At 62.2% G+C, this 17,168-nt stretch carries 17 protein-coding genes; 9 read left to right on the top strand and 8 right to left on the bottom strand.

The window, feature by feature from the left end; genetic code table 11:
* The first annotated feature begins 43 nt into the window (after window positions 1–43).
* The 3 genes from ACEE43_RS00965 to ACEE43_RS00955 all read left to right on the top strand — a co-directional run bounded on the left by ACEE43_RS00965 (window position 44) and on the right by ACEE43_RS00955 (window position 2,956).
* Complete coding sequence (locus tag ACEE43_RS00965; RefSeq protein WP_449108101.1) at window positions 44–700, top strand: TetR/AcrR family transcriptional regulator; 657 nt, start codon at window positions 44–46, stop codon at window positions 698–700.
* Between the two features lie 138 nt (window positions 701–838).
* Entirely contained in the window at window positions 839–1,066 is a 228-nt protein-coding gene (locus ACEE43_RS00960) for a DUF3107 domain-containing protein (RefSeq protein ID WP_237185793.1), read from the top strand.
* 270 nt (window positions 1,067–1,336) lie between these two features.
* Window positions 1,337–2,956: a DEAD/DEAH box helicase gene (locus ACEE43_RS00955; protein ID WP_449108102.1), complete on the top strand. Its 1,620-nt coding sequence runs from the start codon at window positions 1,337–1,339 to the stop codon at window positions 2,954–2,956.
* 90 nt (window positions 2,957–3,046) lie between these two features.
* Here ACEE43_RS00955 and ACEE43_RS00950 read toward each other — a convergent pair whose 3' ends face one another.
* A complete protein-coding gene (locus tag ACEE43_RS00950; protein ID WP_237185791.1) occupies window positions 3,047–4,480 on the bottom strand; it encodes a GuaB1 family IMP dehydrogenase-related protein in 1,434 nt (477 codons plus the stop codon).
* Window positions 4,481–4,760: 280 nt separating this feature from the next.
* On the opposite strand from ACEE43_RS00950, the gene ACEE43_RS00945 reads away from it, so the two are divergent.
* Window positions 4,761–6,446: a glycoside hydrolase family 13 protein gene (locus ACEE43_RS00945; protein ID WP_449108103.1), complete on the top strand. Its 1,686-nt coding sequence runs from the start codon at window positions 4,761–4,763 to the stop codon at window positions 6,444–6,446.
* Between the two features lie 135 nt (window positions 6,447–6,581).
* Here ACEE43_RS00945 and ACEE43_RS00940 read toward each other — a convergent pair whose 3' ends face one another.
* Window positions 6,582–7,403 (bottom strand): PHP domain-containing protein, encoded by an 822-nt coding sequence (locus ACEE43_RS00940; RefSeq protein WP_449108104.1) that lies wholly within the window; start codon window positions 7,401–7,403, stop codon window positions 6,582–6,584.
* A gap of 120 nt (window positions 7,404–7,523) precedes the next feature.
* On the opposite strand from ACEE43_RS00940, the gene ACEE43_RS00935 reads away from it, so the two are divergent.
* Window positions 7,524–9,074 carry an aminopeptidase P family protein gene (locus ACEE43_RS00935; RefSeq protein WP_237185788.1) on the top strand — a complete coding sequence of 517 codons (1,551 nt, stop codon included), beginning with the start codon at window positions 7,524–7,526 and terminating at the stop codon, window positions 9,072–9,074.
* 80 nt (window positions 9,075–9,154) lie between these two features.
* On the opposite strand, the gene ACEE43_RS00930 is transcribed toward ACEE43_RS00935, so the two are convergent.
* Both ACEE43_RS00930 and ACEE43_RS00925 read right to left on the bottom strand, forming a co-directional pair.
* Complete coding sequence (locus tag ACEE43_RS00930; protein WP_431463448.1) at window positions 9,155–9,520, bottom strand: hypothetical protein; 366 nt, start codon at window positions 9,518–9,520, stop codon at window positions 9,155–9,157.
* On the bottom strand, window positions 9,517–10,602 hold the full coding sequence (locus tag ACEE43_RS00925) for a general stress protein (RefSeq protein WP_449108105.1): 1,086 nt from the start codon (window positions 10,600–10,602) through the stop codon (window positions 9,517–9,519). Before ACEE43_RS00925 ends, ACEE43_RS00930 begins: the two co-directional genes overlap by 4 nt.
* A gap of 138 nt (window positions 10,603–10,740) precedes the next feature.
* Here ACEE43_RS00925 and ACEE43_RS00920 point away from each other — a divergent pair, with 138 nt between their 5' ends.
* From ACEE43_RS00920 to ACEE43_RS00910, 3 genes are read left to right on the top strand one after another with little or no spacing between them, the layout of a single operon-like run.
* Window positions 10,741–12,048: a magnesium transporter MgtE N-terminal domain-containing protein gene (locus ACEE43_RS00920; RefSeq protein ID WP_326503902.1), complete on the top strand. Its 1,308-nt coding sequence runs from the start codon at window positions 10,741–10,743 to the stop codon at window positions 12,046–12,048.
* Window positions 12,041–12,739, top strand: coding sequence for a DUF1003 domain-containing protein (locus ACEE43_RS00915; RefSeq protein WP_237204596.1), 699 nt, complete (start codon window positions 12,041–12,043; stop codon window positions 12,737–12,739). The genes ACEE43_RS00920 and ACEE43_RS00915 overlap by 8 nt, the downstream gene beginning before the upstream one ends.
* A 12-nt stretch (window positions 12,740–12,751) precedes the next feature.
* Window positions 12,752–13,885, top strand: a complete 1,134-nt coding sequence (locus ACEE43_RS00910) for a P-loop NTPase (protein WP_449108106.1) — start codon at window positions 12,752–12,754, stop codon at window positions 13,883–13,885.
* 90 nt (window positions 13,886–13,975) lie between these two features.
* On the opposite strand, the gene ACEE43_RS00905 is transcribed toward ACEE43_RS00910, so the two are convergent.
* Complete coding sequence (locus ACEE43_RS00905) at window positions 13,976–14,341, bottom strand: Sec-independent protein translocase TatB (protein ID WP_135013724.1); 366 nt, start codon at window positions 14,339–14,341, stop codon at window positions 13,976–13,978.
* 110 nt (window positions 14,342–14,451) lie between these two features.
* Between ACEE43_RS00905 and ACEE43_RS00900 the strand changes: the two genes are divergently transcribed.
* The gene (locus tag ACEE43_RS00900) at window positions 14,452–15,093 is read left to right on the top strand and encodes an O-methyltransferase (protein ID WP_237185782.1); all 642 of its coding nucleotides are present in this window, start codon (window positions 14,452–14,454) and stop codon (window positions 15,091–15,093) included.
* 56 nt (window positions 15,094–15,149) lie between these two features.
* Here the strand turns inward: ACEE43_RS00900 and ACEE43_RS00895 are convergent, their stop codons facing one another.
* The 3 genes from ACEE43_RS00895 to ACEE43_RS00885 all read right to left on the bottom strand — a co-directional run bounded on the left by ACEE43_RS00895 (window position 15,150) and on the right by ACEE43_RS00885 (window position 17,114).
* On the bottom strand, window positions 15,150–15,311 hold the full coding sequence (locus ACEE43_RS00895; RefSeq protein ID WP_135013726.1) for a DUF3117 domain-containing protein: 162 nt from the start codon (window positions 15,309–15,311) through the stop codon (window positions 15,150–15,152).
* 122 nt (window positions 15,312–15,433) lie between these two features.
* Window positions 15,434–16,753: a hypothetical protein gene (locus tag ACEE43_RS00890; RefSeq protein ID WP_449108107.1), complete on the bottom strand. Its 1,320-nt coding sequence runs from the start codon at window positions 16,751–16,753 to the stop codon at window positions 15,434–15,436.
* Between the two features lie 4 nt (window positions 16,754–16,757).
* A complete protein-coding gene (locus ACEE43_RS00885; protein ID WP_449108108.1) occupies window positions 16,758–17,114 on the bottom strand; it encodes a DivIVA domain-containing protein in 357 nt (118 codons plus the stop codon).
* Window positions 17,115–17,168 lie beyond the last annotated feature (54 nt).

Genomic DNA, 17,168 nt, shown 5'->3' with positions numbered 1-17,168 from the left:
CGCGACCCCGTCCGCCCACCATCCCAAAGGTTCGGCCGCAACGATGTCCACCTCCATATTTTCAGCTGACTCCGACCCCGGCGACCCCATCGACCCGTCCGGGGCCTCCCGCCTCCCTAAAGACCTACGCCGCCAGCAGCTTATCGGCAACGCCGTGCGAGTTTTTGCCTCCCAGGGCTACCACGCCACCACCATGGATCACATCGCTGCTGCCTCTAATGTGACCAAGCCCGTGCTCTACCAGCACTTCACGGGCAAACGCGACCTCTACCTGGCCGTGCTCGATGAGCAAATCAATAACCTTATGACCCAGCTGGTGCAGCCCCTCTACACCACCAAGGTCAACCGCGAACGAGTGCAGGGCGTCATTGGCGCCTTCTTCAGCTTTGCCCGCAATAATGTGGCAGGCTACCGCGTCATTTTTGAATCCGATATTCAGAACGACTACGCGGTGCAAGAACGCACCGAAACCATGCACATCACCATCGCCAAGCGAATCGCCGAGGTACTAGCGCCCAATGCGGGCATGCCCTTTGAAGAGGCCCTGATGACGGCCCGCATGCTCACCGGCATGGTGCAGGCAGCTGCCCACATGGTCATCGGAACCGATGCCTCACCCCAACAGCTTGAAATGGCTGAACGCGCGGTCTTCCGCCTGGCCTGGGGTGGTATCTCAATCATCGATGAAGATTGGGAGTAACTCTCTCCCCCGCTGTTGCAGCCTTTCTCTACCCTGTCAGCTCAGACCGAAACCCCGCACCTTTCCTGCCCCTACTCACGTAAACTGGTGGGCAGAGACCCCCTGCAGTCAGGTAGGGAACCATCGAAAGGAAACCTCATGGAAATCAAGATTGGCGTTATCAACGTGCCCAGCCAGGTCGTCATCGACACCGACGAAACCGCCTCAGACGTCCGCGCCAAGGTCGCTGCGGCTCTTGAACAGGGCGGCATCCTGGAACTGACCGATTCTAAGGGCTCCACCACCCTGGTTCCGGCCGCTAACATCGGCTATGTCGAGCTGGGCGCTGAAACCAAGCACCGTATCGGCTTCGGTATCGGCCAGTAACACCGGGCTTACTCAGCCAGAGGGGCCCGGGAGTTTGACGCAAAACTCCCGGGCCCCTCTTACATTTACGGCACTTGGCGGTAGAATAAAGAAGTTATTTGGTTGCCCGGTCGTACCATCCGTATAGACTCACCTGCCTTTAGCTCTCCCGCCCAACGCTCTGCAAGCGTCCGCCCGGCGGTTGATAGAGCTTCTTTGTTGCATGAAAACCCACGATCGGCTTCCTCGTTTGCCCCGGGCCGGGGCCTCACTCTATAAGGAACACGATTCGTGACTAACCCTGATACCACTAAAACTTTCGCCGACTACGGCGTGCGCCAAGACATTGCAGATGCCCTAGCCGAGAAGGGCATCGTCTCCCCCTTCCCCATTCAGGCTCTGACCCTGCCGGTGGCCCTATCTGGCCAGGACATCATCGGTCAGGCTAAGACCGGTACCGGTAAGACCCTGGGCTTTGGTCTGCCCGCCTTGCAGAGCGTTGCTGTCCCGGGTTCGGACGCTTTCAACCAGCTTCCCGCCCCGGGCGTGCCCCAGGCCCTGATTATCGTCCCCACCCGCGAACTGGCTATCCAGGTGGGCGATGACCTCTCTGTTGCTGCCTCAAAGACCGGCGTGCGAGTAGCGACCCTCTACGGCGGCCGCCCCTACGACACCCAGGTCAAAGAACTGGAAAAGGGCGTTGAGCTGATCGTGGGCACCCCGGGCCGCCTGATTGACCTGCACCGCCAGAAGTACCTCAACCTCACCCAGATCAAGATTGTGGTACTCGATGAGGCCGACGAGATGCTTGACCTGGGCTTCCTGCCCGATGTGGAGCGTATTCTCTCAGCCGTGCCCGAGGTGCGCCAGACCATGCTCTTCTCGGCAACCATGCCCGGGCCCGTCCTGACCATGGCCCGCCGCTACATGAGCCGCCCCATGCACATCCGCGCCGAATCCGGCGAAGAAGAGACCATGACCAAGGCCTCGATTCGCCAGGTTATTTACCGAGCCCACCCCCTCGATAAGGACGAGCTGGTCGGCCGTATTCTGCGCGCCGAGGGCCGGGGCCGCACCGTCATTTTCACCAAGACCAAGCGCTCCGCTGCCAAGCTCTCTGATGAGCTGACCGCCCGAGGTTTTGCGGCCGGCGCTATTCACGGCGACCTCAACCAGGGTGCCCGCGAGCAGGCCCTGCGGGCCTTCCGCAACGGCAAGATTGACATTCTGGTTGCAACCGATGTGGCAGCCCGCGGTATTGACGTTGAGGACGTCACCCACGTCATTAACTACCAGTGCCCCGAGGACGAGAAGACCTACCTGCACCGTGTGGGCCGCACCGGCCGTGCGGAGAAGGAAGGCACCGCCGTCACCCTGGTGGATTGGGAGGACGTGCCCCGCTGGAAGCTCATCAACAAGGCCCTGGAACTGGGCGTAGATGAGCCGGTTGAAACCTACTCTTCTTCCCCCCACCTCTTCACTGACCTGGGTATTGCCAAGGGGACCAAGGGCCGTCTGCCTAAGGAGGAGCGCACCGCAGCGGGTCTGCAGGCTGAAGAGGCTGAGGACTTTGGCGGCGCTCCGGCTCGTGAGAAGCGCCAGGGGCGCGGTGGCCGCGGGGATCGTCGCGGACGGTCGGGCTCCCGTTCTCCGCGCCGCGATGGCTCACGCTCTGGCGGTGAGGGCCGGGGGCAGAAGCGCGATGATCAGCGTGGCGGTCAGGGCGGGGAGGCTGATTCCAAGCCGCGCCGCCGTCGTACCCGCCGGGTTGAGGGTGAAGCCGGGCAGGAGCGTCCGGCCCGCCGCCAGCGCCAGCAGAAGCCTGCTGAAGCGGCTGAAGGTGGCCAGCAGGGTGAAGGCCAGCGCCGCCGTCGACGCCGCACCCGCCGGGTAGAGGGCAGCGACAGCTAACCCCTAGGTACCATTTAAATCAGAAATGACCAGCTAGTTGCTGGTCATTTCTGATTTAAATGGTCCTTTTGGGTTTAGATGGTACCTACCCTAGCGGGTGGCGCGGGCCTGGCCTTCTGCATAGCCAGCGGCCGACTGAATACCCACAACAGCTCGCTCGGCAAACTCCTCGATGGAGGCAGCACCGGCGTAAGTGAAGGATGAGCGGACGCCCGAGATAATCGAATCGATCTGGTCTTCTACGCCGCCACGGCCCTCGGGCAGGTAGATTCGGGCTGATGAGATGCCCTCTTCGAACATTTCACGGCGGGCCTTTTCAAAGGCTTCGGTCTTGGAGTTACGATTGATGACCGCGCGGCGGGAAGCCATGCCGAAAGATTCCTTGTAGAGGCGGCCGTCGGCGTCCTGCAGTACGTCGCCGGGTGACTCGTAGGTGCCCGCGAACCAGGAACCGACCATGACGTTGGAGGCGCCGGCGGCCAGAGCCAGGGCGACGTCGCGGGGGTCCTTGATACCGCCGTCCGCCCAGACGTGTACGCCCAGTTTCTTGGCTTCAGCGGCGCATTCCAGCACGGCGGAGAACTGGGGTCGGCCCACGCCGGTCTGCATGCGGGTGGTGCACATGGCGCCGGGGCCAACGCCGACCTTGATGATGTCGGCGCCTGCTTCTGCCAGGTCGCGGACGCCCGCGGCGGTGACCACGTTGCCGGCGGCTACGGGGATGGAGGGGTTGAGGGCCTTGACTTTCTTGAGAGCCTCGATCATGGTTTCCTGGTGGCCGTGGGCGGTGTCGACTACGAGTACGTCGGCACCAGCCTCGATCAGGGCGGCGGCGCGACCTGCTACGTCGCCGTTGATGCCAATCGCAACGCCGATGCGGAGCTTGCCGTTGGCGTCGGTGGCCGGTTCGTAAAGGCTGGCGCGCAGGGCGGCCGAGCGAGTCAGCACGCCGACCAGCTTGCCGTCAGCATCCACAACGGGGGCAACCTTGCGGGACTTCTCGTGCAGAATGTCGAAGGCTTCACGCGGGGTGACGGTGTCGGGCAGGGTGAGCAGTTCGGTGCTCATCAGGTCTTGTACCTGGTCAAAGTTGTCTGCCCCGCGCAGATCCTTGGGGGTAATGACGCCGATGGGGGTTTCGCCGTCCACGACGATAGCGGCCCCGTGGGCGCGCTTGGGCAGTAGGTGGCGCACGTAGCCTGCGGTGTGGTGGGGCTTGACGGTGATGGGGGTGTCGAAAATCAGGTGGGAGTTTTTGACCCGTTTGATGGTTTCGGCGACGATATCGGTGGGCACGTCCTGGGGAATGATGGCGATGCCGCCGCGGCGGGCAACGGTTTCGGCCATACGGCGGCCAGAAACGGCGGTCATATTAGCGATAACCAGGGGGATGGTGGTGCCGGTTCCGTCGGCGGTGGAGAGGTCTACGCCCATGCGGGAACCTACCGCGGAGCGGGAGGGAACCATGAACACGTCGTTGTAGGTCAGGTCGGTGGTGGGAGTCATATCGTTAAGAAAGCGCATGGTTCCCACTCTAGAAGATATGACCTTTGTGGGCACGACTTTTCGCCAAGAGCTGATTTTTGCACAGTCTTAGCCCATTCTAAAAGGTTATTAGGTCTATCCTACCCCGTTTTTTTATTCAGCGCAACCCTCTACACCTGTTTTCTTAGTCTTGTCGCGCCAGCTTTGGGCAATTTTTCCGTCTAGCTTCTTCTCATCCCTGTGTGCGGACGCCGGGGCGTAGGCTGGTGAGCAGGGGCAGGTGCCCTGCCCCGTAGCTTCACCCATGAAAGGTTCAACGATGAGCGATTCAAACCTCTTGGTTCCGGCAGCAGATGACCCCACCTGGTGGCGTCAGGCCGTGGTCTACCAGATTTACCCCCGTTCCTTTGCGGACGCCGACGGCAACGGAATCGGTGATCTCAAGGGCATCACTGCCAAGGTTCCCTACCTCAAGAAGCTGGGCGTAGATGCCGTCTGGCTCTCCCCCTTCTACCCCTCAGCCCTGGCCGATGGTGGCTACGATGTCGATGACTTCCGCGATGTCGACCCCAAAATTGGTACCCTGGCTGACTTCGATGAGATGGCGAGCGCCCTGCATGCAGCAGGCCTGAAGCTCATTGTTGATGTGGTGCCCAACCACACTTCCAACCTGCATGTCTGGTTCCAGGAGGCCCTGGCGTCCGCACCGGGGTCGGCGGCGCGTGACCGCTATATCTTCCGTGACGGTCTGGGTGAGAAGGGCGAGCTGCCCCCGGCTGACTGGACCTCTATCTTCGGCGGCCCCGCTTGGGAGCCGGTGGGTGACGGCCAGTGGTATCTGCACAACTTCGCGGTGGAGCAGCCCGACCTAAACTGGGATAACCCCGAGGTCCATGAAGACTTCAAAGAAACTTTCCGTTTCTGGGCTGACCGCGGTGTCGATGGCTTCCGCATTGACGTGGCCCACGGTATCGCCAAGGACCTGCCCGAGGTTCTACCCAGCCAGGCAGAACTCGATGCCCTTCCCAAGGACGGCACCCACCCCATGTGGGACCGAGACGATGTGCACGAGATTTATAAGGAATGGCGGGCCGTTTTCAACGAATACACCCCGCCCCGCACCGCCGTGGCAGAAGCCTGGGTGGAGCGCGACCGCCGCCCGGCCTACGCGTCCGCCCAGGGTCTGGGCCAGGCCTTTAACTTTGACTTGCTCACCGCCCGCTTCGAGGCGGGCGAGTTCCAAAAGATTGTGGCTGAGAACCTGGAACTCTCAGCCGAATCCGGTTCGTCGAGTACCTGGGTGCTCTCCAACCACGACGTAGTGCGCCACCCCACCCGCTACGGCCTGCCCTTCGTGGAGGGTAAGACCAACGAGAAGGTAGGCCACGAGTGGCTACTGGCTGGCGGCCCGGCTGAGGAACTTGACCGGGAACTGGGTACCGCCCGTGCCCGCGCCGCTACCCTCTTCGAGCTGGCCCTGCCCGGTTCGGCCTACCTCTACCAGGGTGAAGAGCTGGGCCTGCACGAGGTCGCCGAGATTCCCGACGCAGACCGCCAGGACCCCACCTTCTTCAACTCCCCCGGTGTCAACGTCGGGCGCGACGGCTGCCGTGTACCCCTGCCCTGGGAGGCGGACGGCCCCTCCTTCGGCTTTGGTTCGACGGCGCCGCACCTGCCCCAGCCGGTCTGGTTCGCCGACTACGCTGTAGCCGTTGAGGACGAGCAGGAAGACTCCACTCTCAACCTCTACCGGGCAGCCCTGGCAGCCCGCCGTCAGCTCCAGGGCGCCGAGGAACTGACCTGGCTCGCCACCGATTCGGCTGACCTACTGGCCTTTGAGCGCCCCGGCGGCTGGGTCAACCTGACCAACTTCAGCACCGAGCCCGCACCCCTACCAGCTAACCTGGCTGACGCCGAGTTCGTTCTGGGCTCTGCCCCCGGTGCCGCGGACGCCTTCGCTGCAGGTTCCGTACCCGGGTCAGCTACGCTCTGGCTTAGGAAGTAGCCGAAGAACTAGGGGGTAGGGCAGGTACATCGCCCGGCGGCTGGCGCGGGGCTGGCGTGAATCATAGCGAGCGCCCCGGCGCGAGCTATGAGAGGGTCGCCGCCGGGGATGTATCTGCCCTGCCCTATAACCCGGCTATCTAGCCAACTCACGAATCCTCTCAACTGTCTTACCGGGCGTGGTGTTCTCGCCCAGACGGTTAGGTTTGCCTGCGCCGTGGTAGTCGGATGATCCGGTGACGAGAAGGTCGTGTTTGGCTGCGGTGTCGAGCAGCCAGGCGCGGCCTTCTTCTGGGTTGTCGCGGTGGTAGACCTCAAAGCCGGCGAGCCCTGCCTCGATCATGGCGTAGATGGTTTTGTTGCTGGCGAGTTTTCCGCGGGCGGACGCCTTGGGGTGGGCCATGACCGGTACGCCCCCTGCGGCGCGCACCAGTTCAACAGCCTTCACCGGGTCCACGGCGTAGTGGGGTACGTAGTATTTTGAGCGGGTGGTCAAGATAGTTTCGAAGGCTTCTGACCGGCTGGCTACCGCGCCGAGGGCCACCAGGGCATCTGCGATGTGGGGGCGGCCTACGGTCGCGCCCTCGTGCACCTGTTCTTGAACGGTCTCCCAGGTAATCGGGTAGTCTTCGGCAAGTCTTTCAACCATGCGCTGGGCGCGGCCCACCCGGGAGTCGCGGGCGCGATTAATTTCAGCTAAGAGGACTTCATTGGCCGGGTCGTGCAGGTAGGAGAGCAGGTGGATGCTCACCCCCTGAGCCGAACACGAGATTTCCATGCCGGGCAGGAAGTCTAGCCCCAGGCGTCCGGCTGTCTCTTGGGCTTCAGCCCAGCCGGCGGTGGTGTCGTGGTCGGTCAGGGCGAAGCCGGTAAGCCCGGCGGCGGCTACGTCGGCGACCAGCTCGGCTACCGGCTGGGTGCCATCAGAAATACGGGAGTGGGTGTGCAGGTCATACATAGCACTAGCCTACCTGCGGCGGCCCGTCCGTAACAGGTAGCAACCATTAGCCGCCCTTAAGTATCGGTGCCGCTATCTTCAGCTAGACGCGCCGTTACCCTGCTCACTAGACTGGTAGGCATGACTACTAGCGATAACACCCCCACCCCTGGCGACGACCAGCCCATCGAAGAGCGCGTCACCAACCGCTCTGCTGCCCCCAAGTCCAGTGCTTTTACTGACTTTATGGCAGCCAACTGGGCACCGGCGTCCGACGAGCTCCCGGCCCGCGCCCGTGTAGCCGACTTTGCAGCTGAGCGCCGCGCCAAGATTTCTGCGCTCTTCCCCGGCGAGCGCCTGGTTCTGCCTGCTGGCCCTCTGAAGGTGCGTTCAAACGACACCGACTACCGCTTCCGCCCCCACTCAGCTTTTGCCCACCAGACCGGCCTGGGTCTGGACCATGAGCCGGACGCCGTGCTCGTGTTTGAGCCCGTTGAAGAGGGCCAGGGCGATAACGGATCAAACCACGAGGTCACCCTCTACTTCCGCCCCCTGGCAGGCCGCGATACCGAGATGTTCTACCGCGATCCCCGCTACGGGGAGTTCTGGATTGGGCCCCGCCCCACCCTCGAATCGCTGGGTGCCGAGTACGGTCTGCGCACCAAGGACCTGGGTGAGCTTGAGGTAGCTATCACCAAGAATGCTGGCCCCGAGGCCCTGGGCGGCGTGCGCATCCGTCTGGTACGCAACGTTGACCTGAATGTCGATGCCCTGGTCGATACCTCCCGCTACAACACCTCTGTTGATCTAGAAGAGTCAGATAAGCTCGACGCTGCCCTGACCGAGGCCCTGTCTGAGGCTCGCCTGGTCAAGGACGCCATCGAGGTGGAGAACCTGCGCCGCTCGGTTGACCTGACCATCGACGGTTTTGCTGAGGTCGTCAAGGCCCTGCCCACAGCTATTGCCCACCGCCGCGGCGAGCGCGTGGTCGAGACCGCCTTCTTCACCAAGGCCCGTGTTGAGGGTAATGACCTGGGCTACGACACCATCGCAGCCTGCGGTAACAACGCCACTATCCTGCACTGGATCCGCAATAACGGCACCGTCGATGAGGGTAAGCTGCTGCTGCTCGACGCCGGCGTTGAAGACGACACCCTCTACACCGCGGACGTCACCCGCACCTTCCCGGTCAACGGCAAGTTCTCCGAGGTCCAGGCCAAGGCCTACAACATCGTGCTCGAAGCTGCCGACGCTGCCTTTAAGGTTGCGGTGCCGGGTAAGAAGTTCCACGAGGTTCACGACGCTGCCATGCAGGTTCTGGCGACCCGCCTTCACGAGTGGGGTCTACTGCCTGTCTCTGCTGAGGTTTCCCTGTCGGCTGAGGGCGGCCAGCACCGCCGCTGGATGCCCCACGGCACCAGCCACCACCTTGGCCTAGACGTGCACGACTGCGCCCAGGCCAAGAACGAGCTCTACATGGAGGGCATCATCGAGCCCGGCATGGTCTTCACCATTGAGCCCGGTCTCTACTTCAAGGAAGAAGACCTCGCTATCCCCGAGGAGCTGCGCGGCATCGGTATCCGTATCGAGGACGACGTACTGGTCACCGAGGACGGCAACGAGAACCTTTCTGCCGCTCTGCCCCGCACCGTTGAGGGTATCGAAGCATGGATGGCGGAGAACTCCCGCTAAGTAAGGGCTTCATTTCCTGCATAACGAAACCCCGCCTGCTCTCTTCCAGAGCGGGCGGGGTTTTCGTTAAGTTTTGTCGTTTAGAGGCGGGTGATTTTCAAAGACTTGATGAACCAGTCTGAGAAGGTCCAGATGAAGGTAGCATCGAAGCGGTGGGGGCCGGTGACGTCCTGTTCGTAGGCAGTTCCTACCAGCTGTACCTGGGCGGTAGCTGAGCCGGTTTCTTCTGCGGAGGTGGTGGCGATATCTTCAAGGGTTGCCTCGTCGAGGTCGAAGAGGTCTTCGTCGAGATCGTCAATCCACTCCTGGGCGGTTTTTACCGCACCGTTGGGTAGGGTGAGCTGAAAATCGCCGGTGAGGAATTCGATAATGAGGTGCTGGTTGTTCTCGCCGATGTAGCCGATGAGTTCTTCAAAGCGGGTGGCGAGTTTCTGGTCGGGTGTCATTGGCCGTCCTTCTGCGGTGTCTGCTCGGCTTCTGCGGTTTCGGGGGCCTTGCGGATGGTTGCCTCAAATTCTTCGGGGGACTCCACGCGCAGGCCGTAGCGCTGCTCGCCCTTTTCTGCGCGGATCGCTTCGATACGCTCGTTGGTGGCAGGGGGCTCGGGGGCCTTGCGGATCATCTGCTCAAATTCTTCAGGGGACTCCACGCGCAGACCGAACTTACCGGCGGCCTTCGAGCCGTCTCGGTTGGTTTCAGCGGGAGGGGTGAAGACTGGGGCGGACGGACGCTGCTCGGCTGCCGGTGCCTGGTCCTGCTTCTGGTCGGCCGGGTTAAATCCAGGCAGGAAGGGTTCGGGAGCCTGCTCTTGCTTGGGAGAGGGGGCTGAGGGGTCAAACCATTGGGGGGCCTGCTGACCGTTCTGGGCCCCCTGGCCATTCTGCACCTGCTGGCTGCTGGGGGCGCCCTGGGGCTGCTGGGCCGAGTAGCCCTGGGGGTTAGCCTGGCTCATGCCGGGGTGTACGTAGGGGCTTGAGGTCTGCCCATTCTGGGCAAAGGGGTGGGTGCCGGGTCCGTGTACTCCGCTGTGGGTGCCACCGGGCTGGACGGTTACGCGCAGCAGATGGCGGGCTGCCTGGGCGGTGGCAGGAATAGCCATCAGGTCAAAGCGCTGGGGTAGCATCTGGGTGCGGGTACGGATACCGCGACCCTTAGTACGGGAGGCAACGATAATTGCGTAAATTATGCAGAAAGCAATAGCCAGGGGCACGATGCTCAGGAAGTTGGCCAGAATCGAGGTCTGGGTGATCACGGCATTGAAGAGGGCGACCAGGGCACCGAGGCTTAGGCCCTGGAAGACGCCACTGAGGGCCGCCCGCGGGTAGGTGGCCTGACCGGTAACGTAATCAACCTGCTGCACGTCCCGGCCCACCACGTAGAGGGAGTGCACGGGGAACTTCTGGCTGGCAAGAAATTCGATAGCCTTGTTGACCTCTTTACGGTCGGTAAAGGTAGCTACCAGCTCGCCGGGAGGTAGGTGGGTGCCGTCTGCCATGGCCAGTGCGGGAGGTGCTTTGAGTTGATCCATGCCCCTATTTTTTCGCAAAGTGCAGGGAGTTTGCTGGGAGCACGCCGGTGTATCGCCACAGGTGAACTAAGCAGGGTGATTCTCATTGTGCTGGCAACCGGTGGCAGCTCTGGGCTGGGGCGAGTACCCTTGATAACTGTGAGTAGCGTACCGAACAAGATTTTTATCGCCCGCCTTCTGGGTCTTGATGTTTTTGACCCCCACGGCGACCGCCTGGGCCGTCTGCGCGATGTGGTGGTGCTGAAAAGCGGTTTCACCCAGTTCAACGCAGTGGGGTCTTTGGCCAAACTCAAGGAGCCCGTTGTGGTGGGTATCGTCATCGAGATTCTGGGGAAGAAGCGCATCTTCGTGCCCATGACTCGTGTGACCAGTATCGACTCCACCCAGGTGATTCTGACCGGTCTGGTGAACCTGCGCCGCTTTGAGCAGCGCGGTTCTGAGGCTCTGGTGGTCGGTGAGCTCTTTGACCGCAAGGTACAGCTACGTGACGGGTCGGGTAGGGCTCAGATTGAGGACGTTGCGATGGAGCAGCGCCGCAACGGCGACTGGTTTATCTCTGAGCTCTTTATTTCGCGCGGCCACACCAGCCTGATGCGCCGCCGCAAGGAAACCCTGATTGTGGACTGGGACGAGGTTATTCTCTCCACAGATTTTGAGCCGCAGGCTGCAACCGCGTTTGTGGCAAGCCACGAAGACTCCAACCCCGCTGACCTGGCAGACGCTATTCACGAGATGCCCGATAAGCGCATGGTTGAGGTGGCCCAGGAGCTCCAGGACGAACGCCTAGCGGACGTGCTGCAGGAGCTCCCCGAAGAAGACCAGGTGCAGATTCTGTCCCACCTTGAGGTGGAGCGAGCGGTCAACGTTCTGGAAGAGATGGAACCGGACGACGCCGCCGACCTTCTGGGTGAGCTCTCAGACACCCAGCGTGAAGAGCTGCTGACCCTGATGGACCCCGAAGATTCGGACGACGTGCGCCGCCTGCTCGAATACGAGGAGGGTACCGCCGGTTCGCTCATGAACCCGGTGCCGATCATTCTTTCGCCCGAAGCGACCGTAGCTGAAGCGCTGGCCCATATCCGCCAGGAAGAAATCTCCCCGGCCATGGCAGCGGCTGTCATGGTCACGCGTCCGCCCCTTGAAACCCCCACCGGCAAGTACCTGGGCATTGTGCACATGCAGCGTCTGCTCCGGCACTCCCCCAGCGAGCAGGTGGGCAACATCATCGACACCTCCATTGAGCCGGTCACCGACGCCGCCAGTATTGAAGAGGTCACCCGCGTGCTTGCAACCTACGACCTCACCATCATTCCGGTGGTCAACGACCACGACCGCCTGGTAGGTGCAGTAACCGTCGATGACGTGCTCGATGAAATGCTGCCCGATGACTGGCGCACCTATGACGATGGAACCCCAATTCGAAAGGTAGGCCGCCGCTTTGAGTGATGCACGCGAACGCAATGATTCAGCGCAGACGCTAGGGACCCCGCAGCAGAAGAAGCGCCGCCCCCTCTTTCAGCTAAGCCCCAACCCCGATGCCTTCGGTCAGATGACCGAGAAAATCGCGCGTTTTATGGGTACTCCGCAGTTTTTGCTGTGGATGACGATTTTCTGTGCCCTCTGGTTGGGTTGGAATACTCTGGCACCTGAGGAGCTTCAGTTTGACCCCCGCGCGCTGAACTTTACCCTGCTCACGCTGATGCTCTCTTTGCAGGCTTCGTATGCGGCTCCCCTGCTGCTACTGGCGCAGAATCGGCAGGACGACCGCGACCGCGTGGTTGCCCGCCAGGACAGGCAGCGCGACCAGCGTAACCTCGAGGAGACCGAGTATCTGACCCGTGAGATTGCGTCCTTGCGTATTACCCTGCGCGAGGTCGCCACCCGTGACTTCGTACGCGGCGAGATGCGCGACATTATGGAAGAGCTCGCTGAGGTGCAGCGTCGCCAGGAGGAGCTCTTTGCCCGCGCTGAGGCCCTAGCAGCTAAGGCGAATGAGCTTGAGGCACCCGAAGAAACTAAGCCCTTCGATCCCAATGCCGCCCAGCCTGTGACCAGCGCCTTCGATGTGCTGAGCGATGACCACCCGAAAATGCGTAAGAAGAAGAAGGTAAAGGACATCGACCGCTCGTTTGAGTAGGCGATTTACCCCATGCAGACATCACATCTGAATGAGGAGCTGCTTGCAGCTCTTGCAACCGTTATTGACCCTGAACTCCGCCAGCCCATCACCGAGCTTGGCATGGTGGACCGGGCCGAGCTAACCGGCTCAGTTGCCAGCATCAGGGTGCTGCTCACCATCGAAGGTTGCCCCCTACGCTCGACGATTGAGGCGGACGTCCGCGCTGCGGTCTCTGCCCTGGAGCAGGTGAGCGAGGTGCAGCTTGAGATTGGTTATATGAGCCCGGATCAGCGCGCGACCCTGCGCCAGCGTCTTGGCCACACCAAGCAGAACCCTTTTACTGCTCCCGGCTCGCTGACCCGTATCTTTGCGGTAGCTTCGGGTAAGGGCGGGGTTGGCAAGTCCTCTGCGACCGCTAACCTGGCAGCGGCTTGCGCATCCATGGGTTTGAGCGTTGGCATTATTGACGCCGATGTGCACGGGTTCTCGATTCCCGGGCTGCTGGGCATTACCGCTGGCCCTACCCGCATGGACGACATGATTATTCCACCGGTGGTTGAGGCCCCGTCAGGTGGCGGTGTCATCAAGGTAATTTCTATCGGTATGTTCGTGAAGCCCGACCAGCCGGTCGCCTGGCGCGGCCCTATGCTGCACCGGGCTCTGGAGCAGTTCCTCACCGACGTGCACTTCGGTCACCTGGATGTGCTCTTCCTCGATCTGCCCCCGGGCACCGGCGATATTGCGATTTCAATGGCCCAGCTGCTGCCCCACGCCGAGATTCTTCTGGTCTCAACCCCGCAGCTGGCCGCCGTGGACGTGGCCCAGCGGGCCGGAACCCTCAGCCTGCAGACCGAGCAGAAGGTGATCGGGGTGCTAGAAAATATGGCCGCCATGCAGCTGCCGGACGGCACCACCCTGCCCCTCTTCGGAGAAGGGGGCGGGGCCGTCCTCACCGAGTCCCTGGGCAGGGCCCTGGGCTACGAGGTGCCCCTGCTGGGGTCGGTACCGCTCGAGGTTGCCCTGCGCGAGGGCGGGGACGCCGGCACCCCGGTTGTCTGGGGCGCACCCGAAACCGCCGCGGCCCAGGAGCTGGTCAAAACCGCCAGGGCGCTGACCCACCGTCCGCGCGGGCTAGCGGGAGCCCCCCTGCCCTTTACCGTCTAGCCCGGCCCGAGGGGACCGCAAAACTTCAAAAGGACCGCATAATATGCGGTCCTTTTTTGAAAATCAGGTCCCCTTGGCGGGAGAAAGAATTTAGGTGGCCTCAGTATCGAAGGGAGCCCAGGCGCCGCGGGGCAGGCGCACACTCACAGAGGGAGCCGGTGCAGCTGCCGCCTTTTCTTCAAGTTCCTTGCGGCGCTCTTCGTCGTCCTCGGCAAAAGCCTCGCGCACAATGACGCGGGGATCGTACTGGCGGGGGTCATACTGGCGCCAGTTGATATCGCCCAGGTCGGGGCCGAGAGTTTCTTTGAGGTCGTCCTTAGCGTCAAAGGCCATACGGCGAACCCACTTGATAAAGTCTTTGAGCTGCTGGGCATATTCGGGCATGCGTTCTGGCCCGATGACAACAAACACCAGGATCGCTAGAACGATAAATTCGAGGCCGCTAATTCCAAACACACAAAGAGATTACCAGCTCAGCCCGAGTGTTCGCCCATAAAACGAGCGGGGTTGATTAAGATGTTTCCAGAATCATTCTCGCGCGCACTCATGTGAAGGTGAAGTACTAGGTGAATACTCAGGAACAGGCTCGAAGCTGGGTTTATGCTGAAGAGTTCCCGTTGGAGGCTCCTGCGGTGGCTTCTGCCCGGGCTGGGGCCGAGCGGTTGGACGCCGCCCCCGTCGCCCCGTCGGTAGCTTCCCTGCTTACGGTGCTCGCGGCAGCTACCAAAGCCCAACACGCTGTAGAAATCGGTTGCGGGGCCGGCGTTGCTACGGCTGCCCTGCTCACGGGCCTGGCCCCCGGTGCGGCGCTAACCGCCATCGATATCGATGCCACCCGTTGCCAGGCAACCCGCACGCTGCTGGCAGCTGCCGGTCTTGATAAGAGCCACCGGGTGCGCGTCATCACCGGCGATGCTGCCGAGGTACTCCCCCGCCTCTCGGCGGCCTCCTACGATCTGGCCTTCATTGACGCTGGCAGCCAGCTAGCTGAACAGCTGGTCTACGATACGCTGGCTCTCCTAGAACCCGGCGGGCTCCTGATTCTGCATGACCCGCTGGTGGGCGGGGCTGTTGCTAATCCCACGGCCCGTGATGCCGTAACCGTTTCGGTACGCTCTGTCTTACACGAGGTAGCGGCCTGCACCGCCGATGTTTTTGTCTCCCTCGTACACGCGGGCGAGGGTCTCTACCTGGTCTACAAACGCTAAAGCCCCCGCCCCAAACCGGTGTGGTTCAGAGCAGGGGCCGGGCTTAGAGCCGAAGCCTAGACGTTTTCAACGCACTTGCGGATTGCCTCGACTTCTTCTTCGGTGATATCAAGAACCAGGCGGCCGCCACCTTCAACGGGAATGCGCATGACGATGCTGCGCCCTTCGCGCACGATTTCGAGGGGGCCGTCGCCGGTGCGTGGTTTCTGAGCTGCCATCTTGGTTCTCCTTCAACGAGGGTTGGTCTGCGGTTTCTCGGCTTCTGTTGCCGGTCTCACCTTCTTTTAATCATAGTGCTTAGTGGCTCACTTCTGGCGTTTTTGGGTGGAAACTTACAGGTTTAGGGCGGGTAGTCCCCACCGCCGGGTAGCTGCTTCCAGTGCCAGAGCCAGCCGACCCAGCCAAATTGCAGGGTTGCTCCGCTGAGAATCAGCAGCCAGCGGTAGGCCCGCGAAGCGGATAGGGCCACGAGGGGTAATAGGAGCGGGAAGAGGGGCAGCAGCAGGCGGAAGGTGGAGGACTGCGGGTTGAAGAAGGCCAGCATATACACCGCGTAGGCAGCACACCAGGTGATGAGCGCCGGGTGAAGCACCCGCCGGGTCACGGGAGCCAGCAGGGCCAGCAGGTAGGCGCCCAGTAGCAGGATAAGGACGAGGGGGCCTCTCCCCTGCCCCAGGTAGAGCTGGCTCTGGGTGTACCAGGGCATAAAGGGCAGCACGTGCTCCCCGCCAGCTCTCCATGCGGCCTCGGTAGCGGTGTAGGCGTCGATTCGCCCGGTGGACGCCCATGCGATGGCCGGGTGGATAAAGGCGAAAGCACACACGGTGAGGGCAGAGGCAAGTTGCGGGGCGGTTGTTTTGAAGGCGCTCAGCAGGTTCTCAGCACGGGCCTGCTGAACCCAGCACACAAACCACCAGATGCCAACCACGGCTCCCAGGGGCACACCCACAGGGCGGGACAGGGCCGCCCCAAGGGCCGGAAGAAGCAGAAGCACATAGCGTTGCTGCACCAGCCAGTAGAGGGCCCAGGCCAGGAAAAAGAGGCCGGTTGCCTCGGCATAGCCGGTTTGCAGAATCGGTGCAACGGCGCAGAAGCTAACGGCGGCGGTTGCCCACAGGGCAGTTGTCTCTAGCTCAGTGCCCCGGTGGGCAGTAGCGCCCCCGGTAGCTGCCCCGCGCACCTGTAGGCTGGCTTCAAAAAGCCGGTAGATAAACCAGGCTGCCCCAAAACCAAACAGCAGGGAGACAGTAGGGGCAACCGTCTGATAGCTCAGCCCGGTCACGCTCGTCATGGCACCGCTGATCAGGGGGTAAAGGGGGTAGAAGGCCCACTCATTTTGGGCAACGTGACCGCTGGCGTCCACGGGGAGAACCGTAGGGTAGCCGCCAGCGGCTATCTTGGCGTACCAGTCGGCGTCCCAAATAGCGACGAACTCCAGGTAGCCCATTGAGGTATTTTTCCAGGGGCTAAAGGTCTGGTGCAGGCCCACGGTTGAGAAAATAAACCAGCCCCAGAGCCGGCTTGCGGCATAGACCAGGGCCACCCGCAGGCCGATGGGCAGGCTCGTGAAAAAAAGTACACCCCGACTGGCGCTCACGCTCAGGGTCGCAGCGGTGCGGTCAAGCACCCCGCTATGCTGTGGTGCGGACGGACGCTCCACTCCCCTAGCCCTCCCCGCCAAGGTCAGTAGCGGCGTCCTGACCCCGATCACCGCGCAGGGCCTCAAGCTCTGCCCGCAGGCGGCTGTTCTCGGCTACTACCTTAGCGAGCACCCCATCAACCTCATCGCGGTTATAGCCCAGGGCCGAGGTTGCAAAACGAACCCGCTCCAGCTCGTCCGCGCCCGGGCGGTCCGAAAGAATCAGGGGCGGCTCAGCTGCAGGAACCAGCGCTACGCCGTCCTTGCTTGCCGCCTCGATAGCCTTCCGCCCCGGAATCAAGCGGTCAGTACCCAGCACCGCGCACCCGGCCATCACCGCCGCCAGCACCACAAAGGTCACCGCAACCAGTAGATAATTCATACCGTCCTCCCGCAGGAGCCAAGCCCTTTCGCCCAGCGCCCCTCAACAAAACCC

The sequence above is a fragment of the Rothia sp. 11254D007BW genome, from assembly GCF_053548195.1.
Note: the sequence above shows the minus strand (reverse complement) of the source record. Positions and strands in the feature narration are given on the sequence as shown.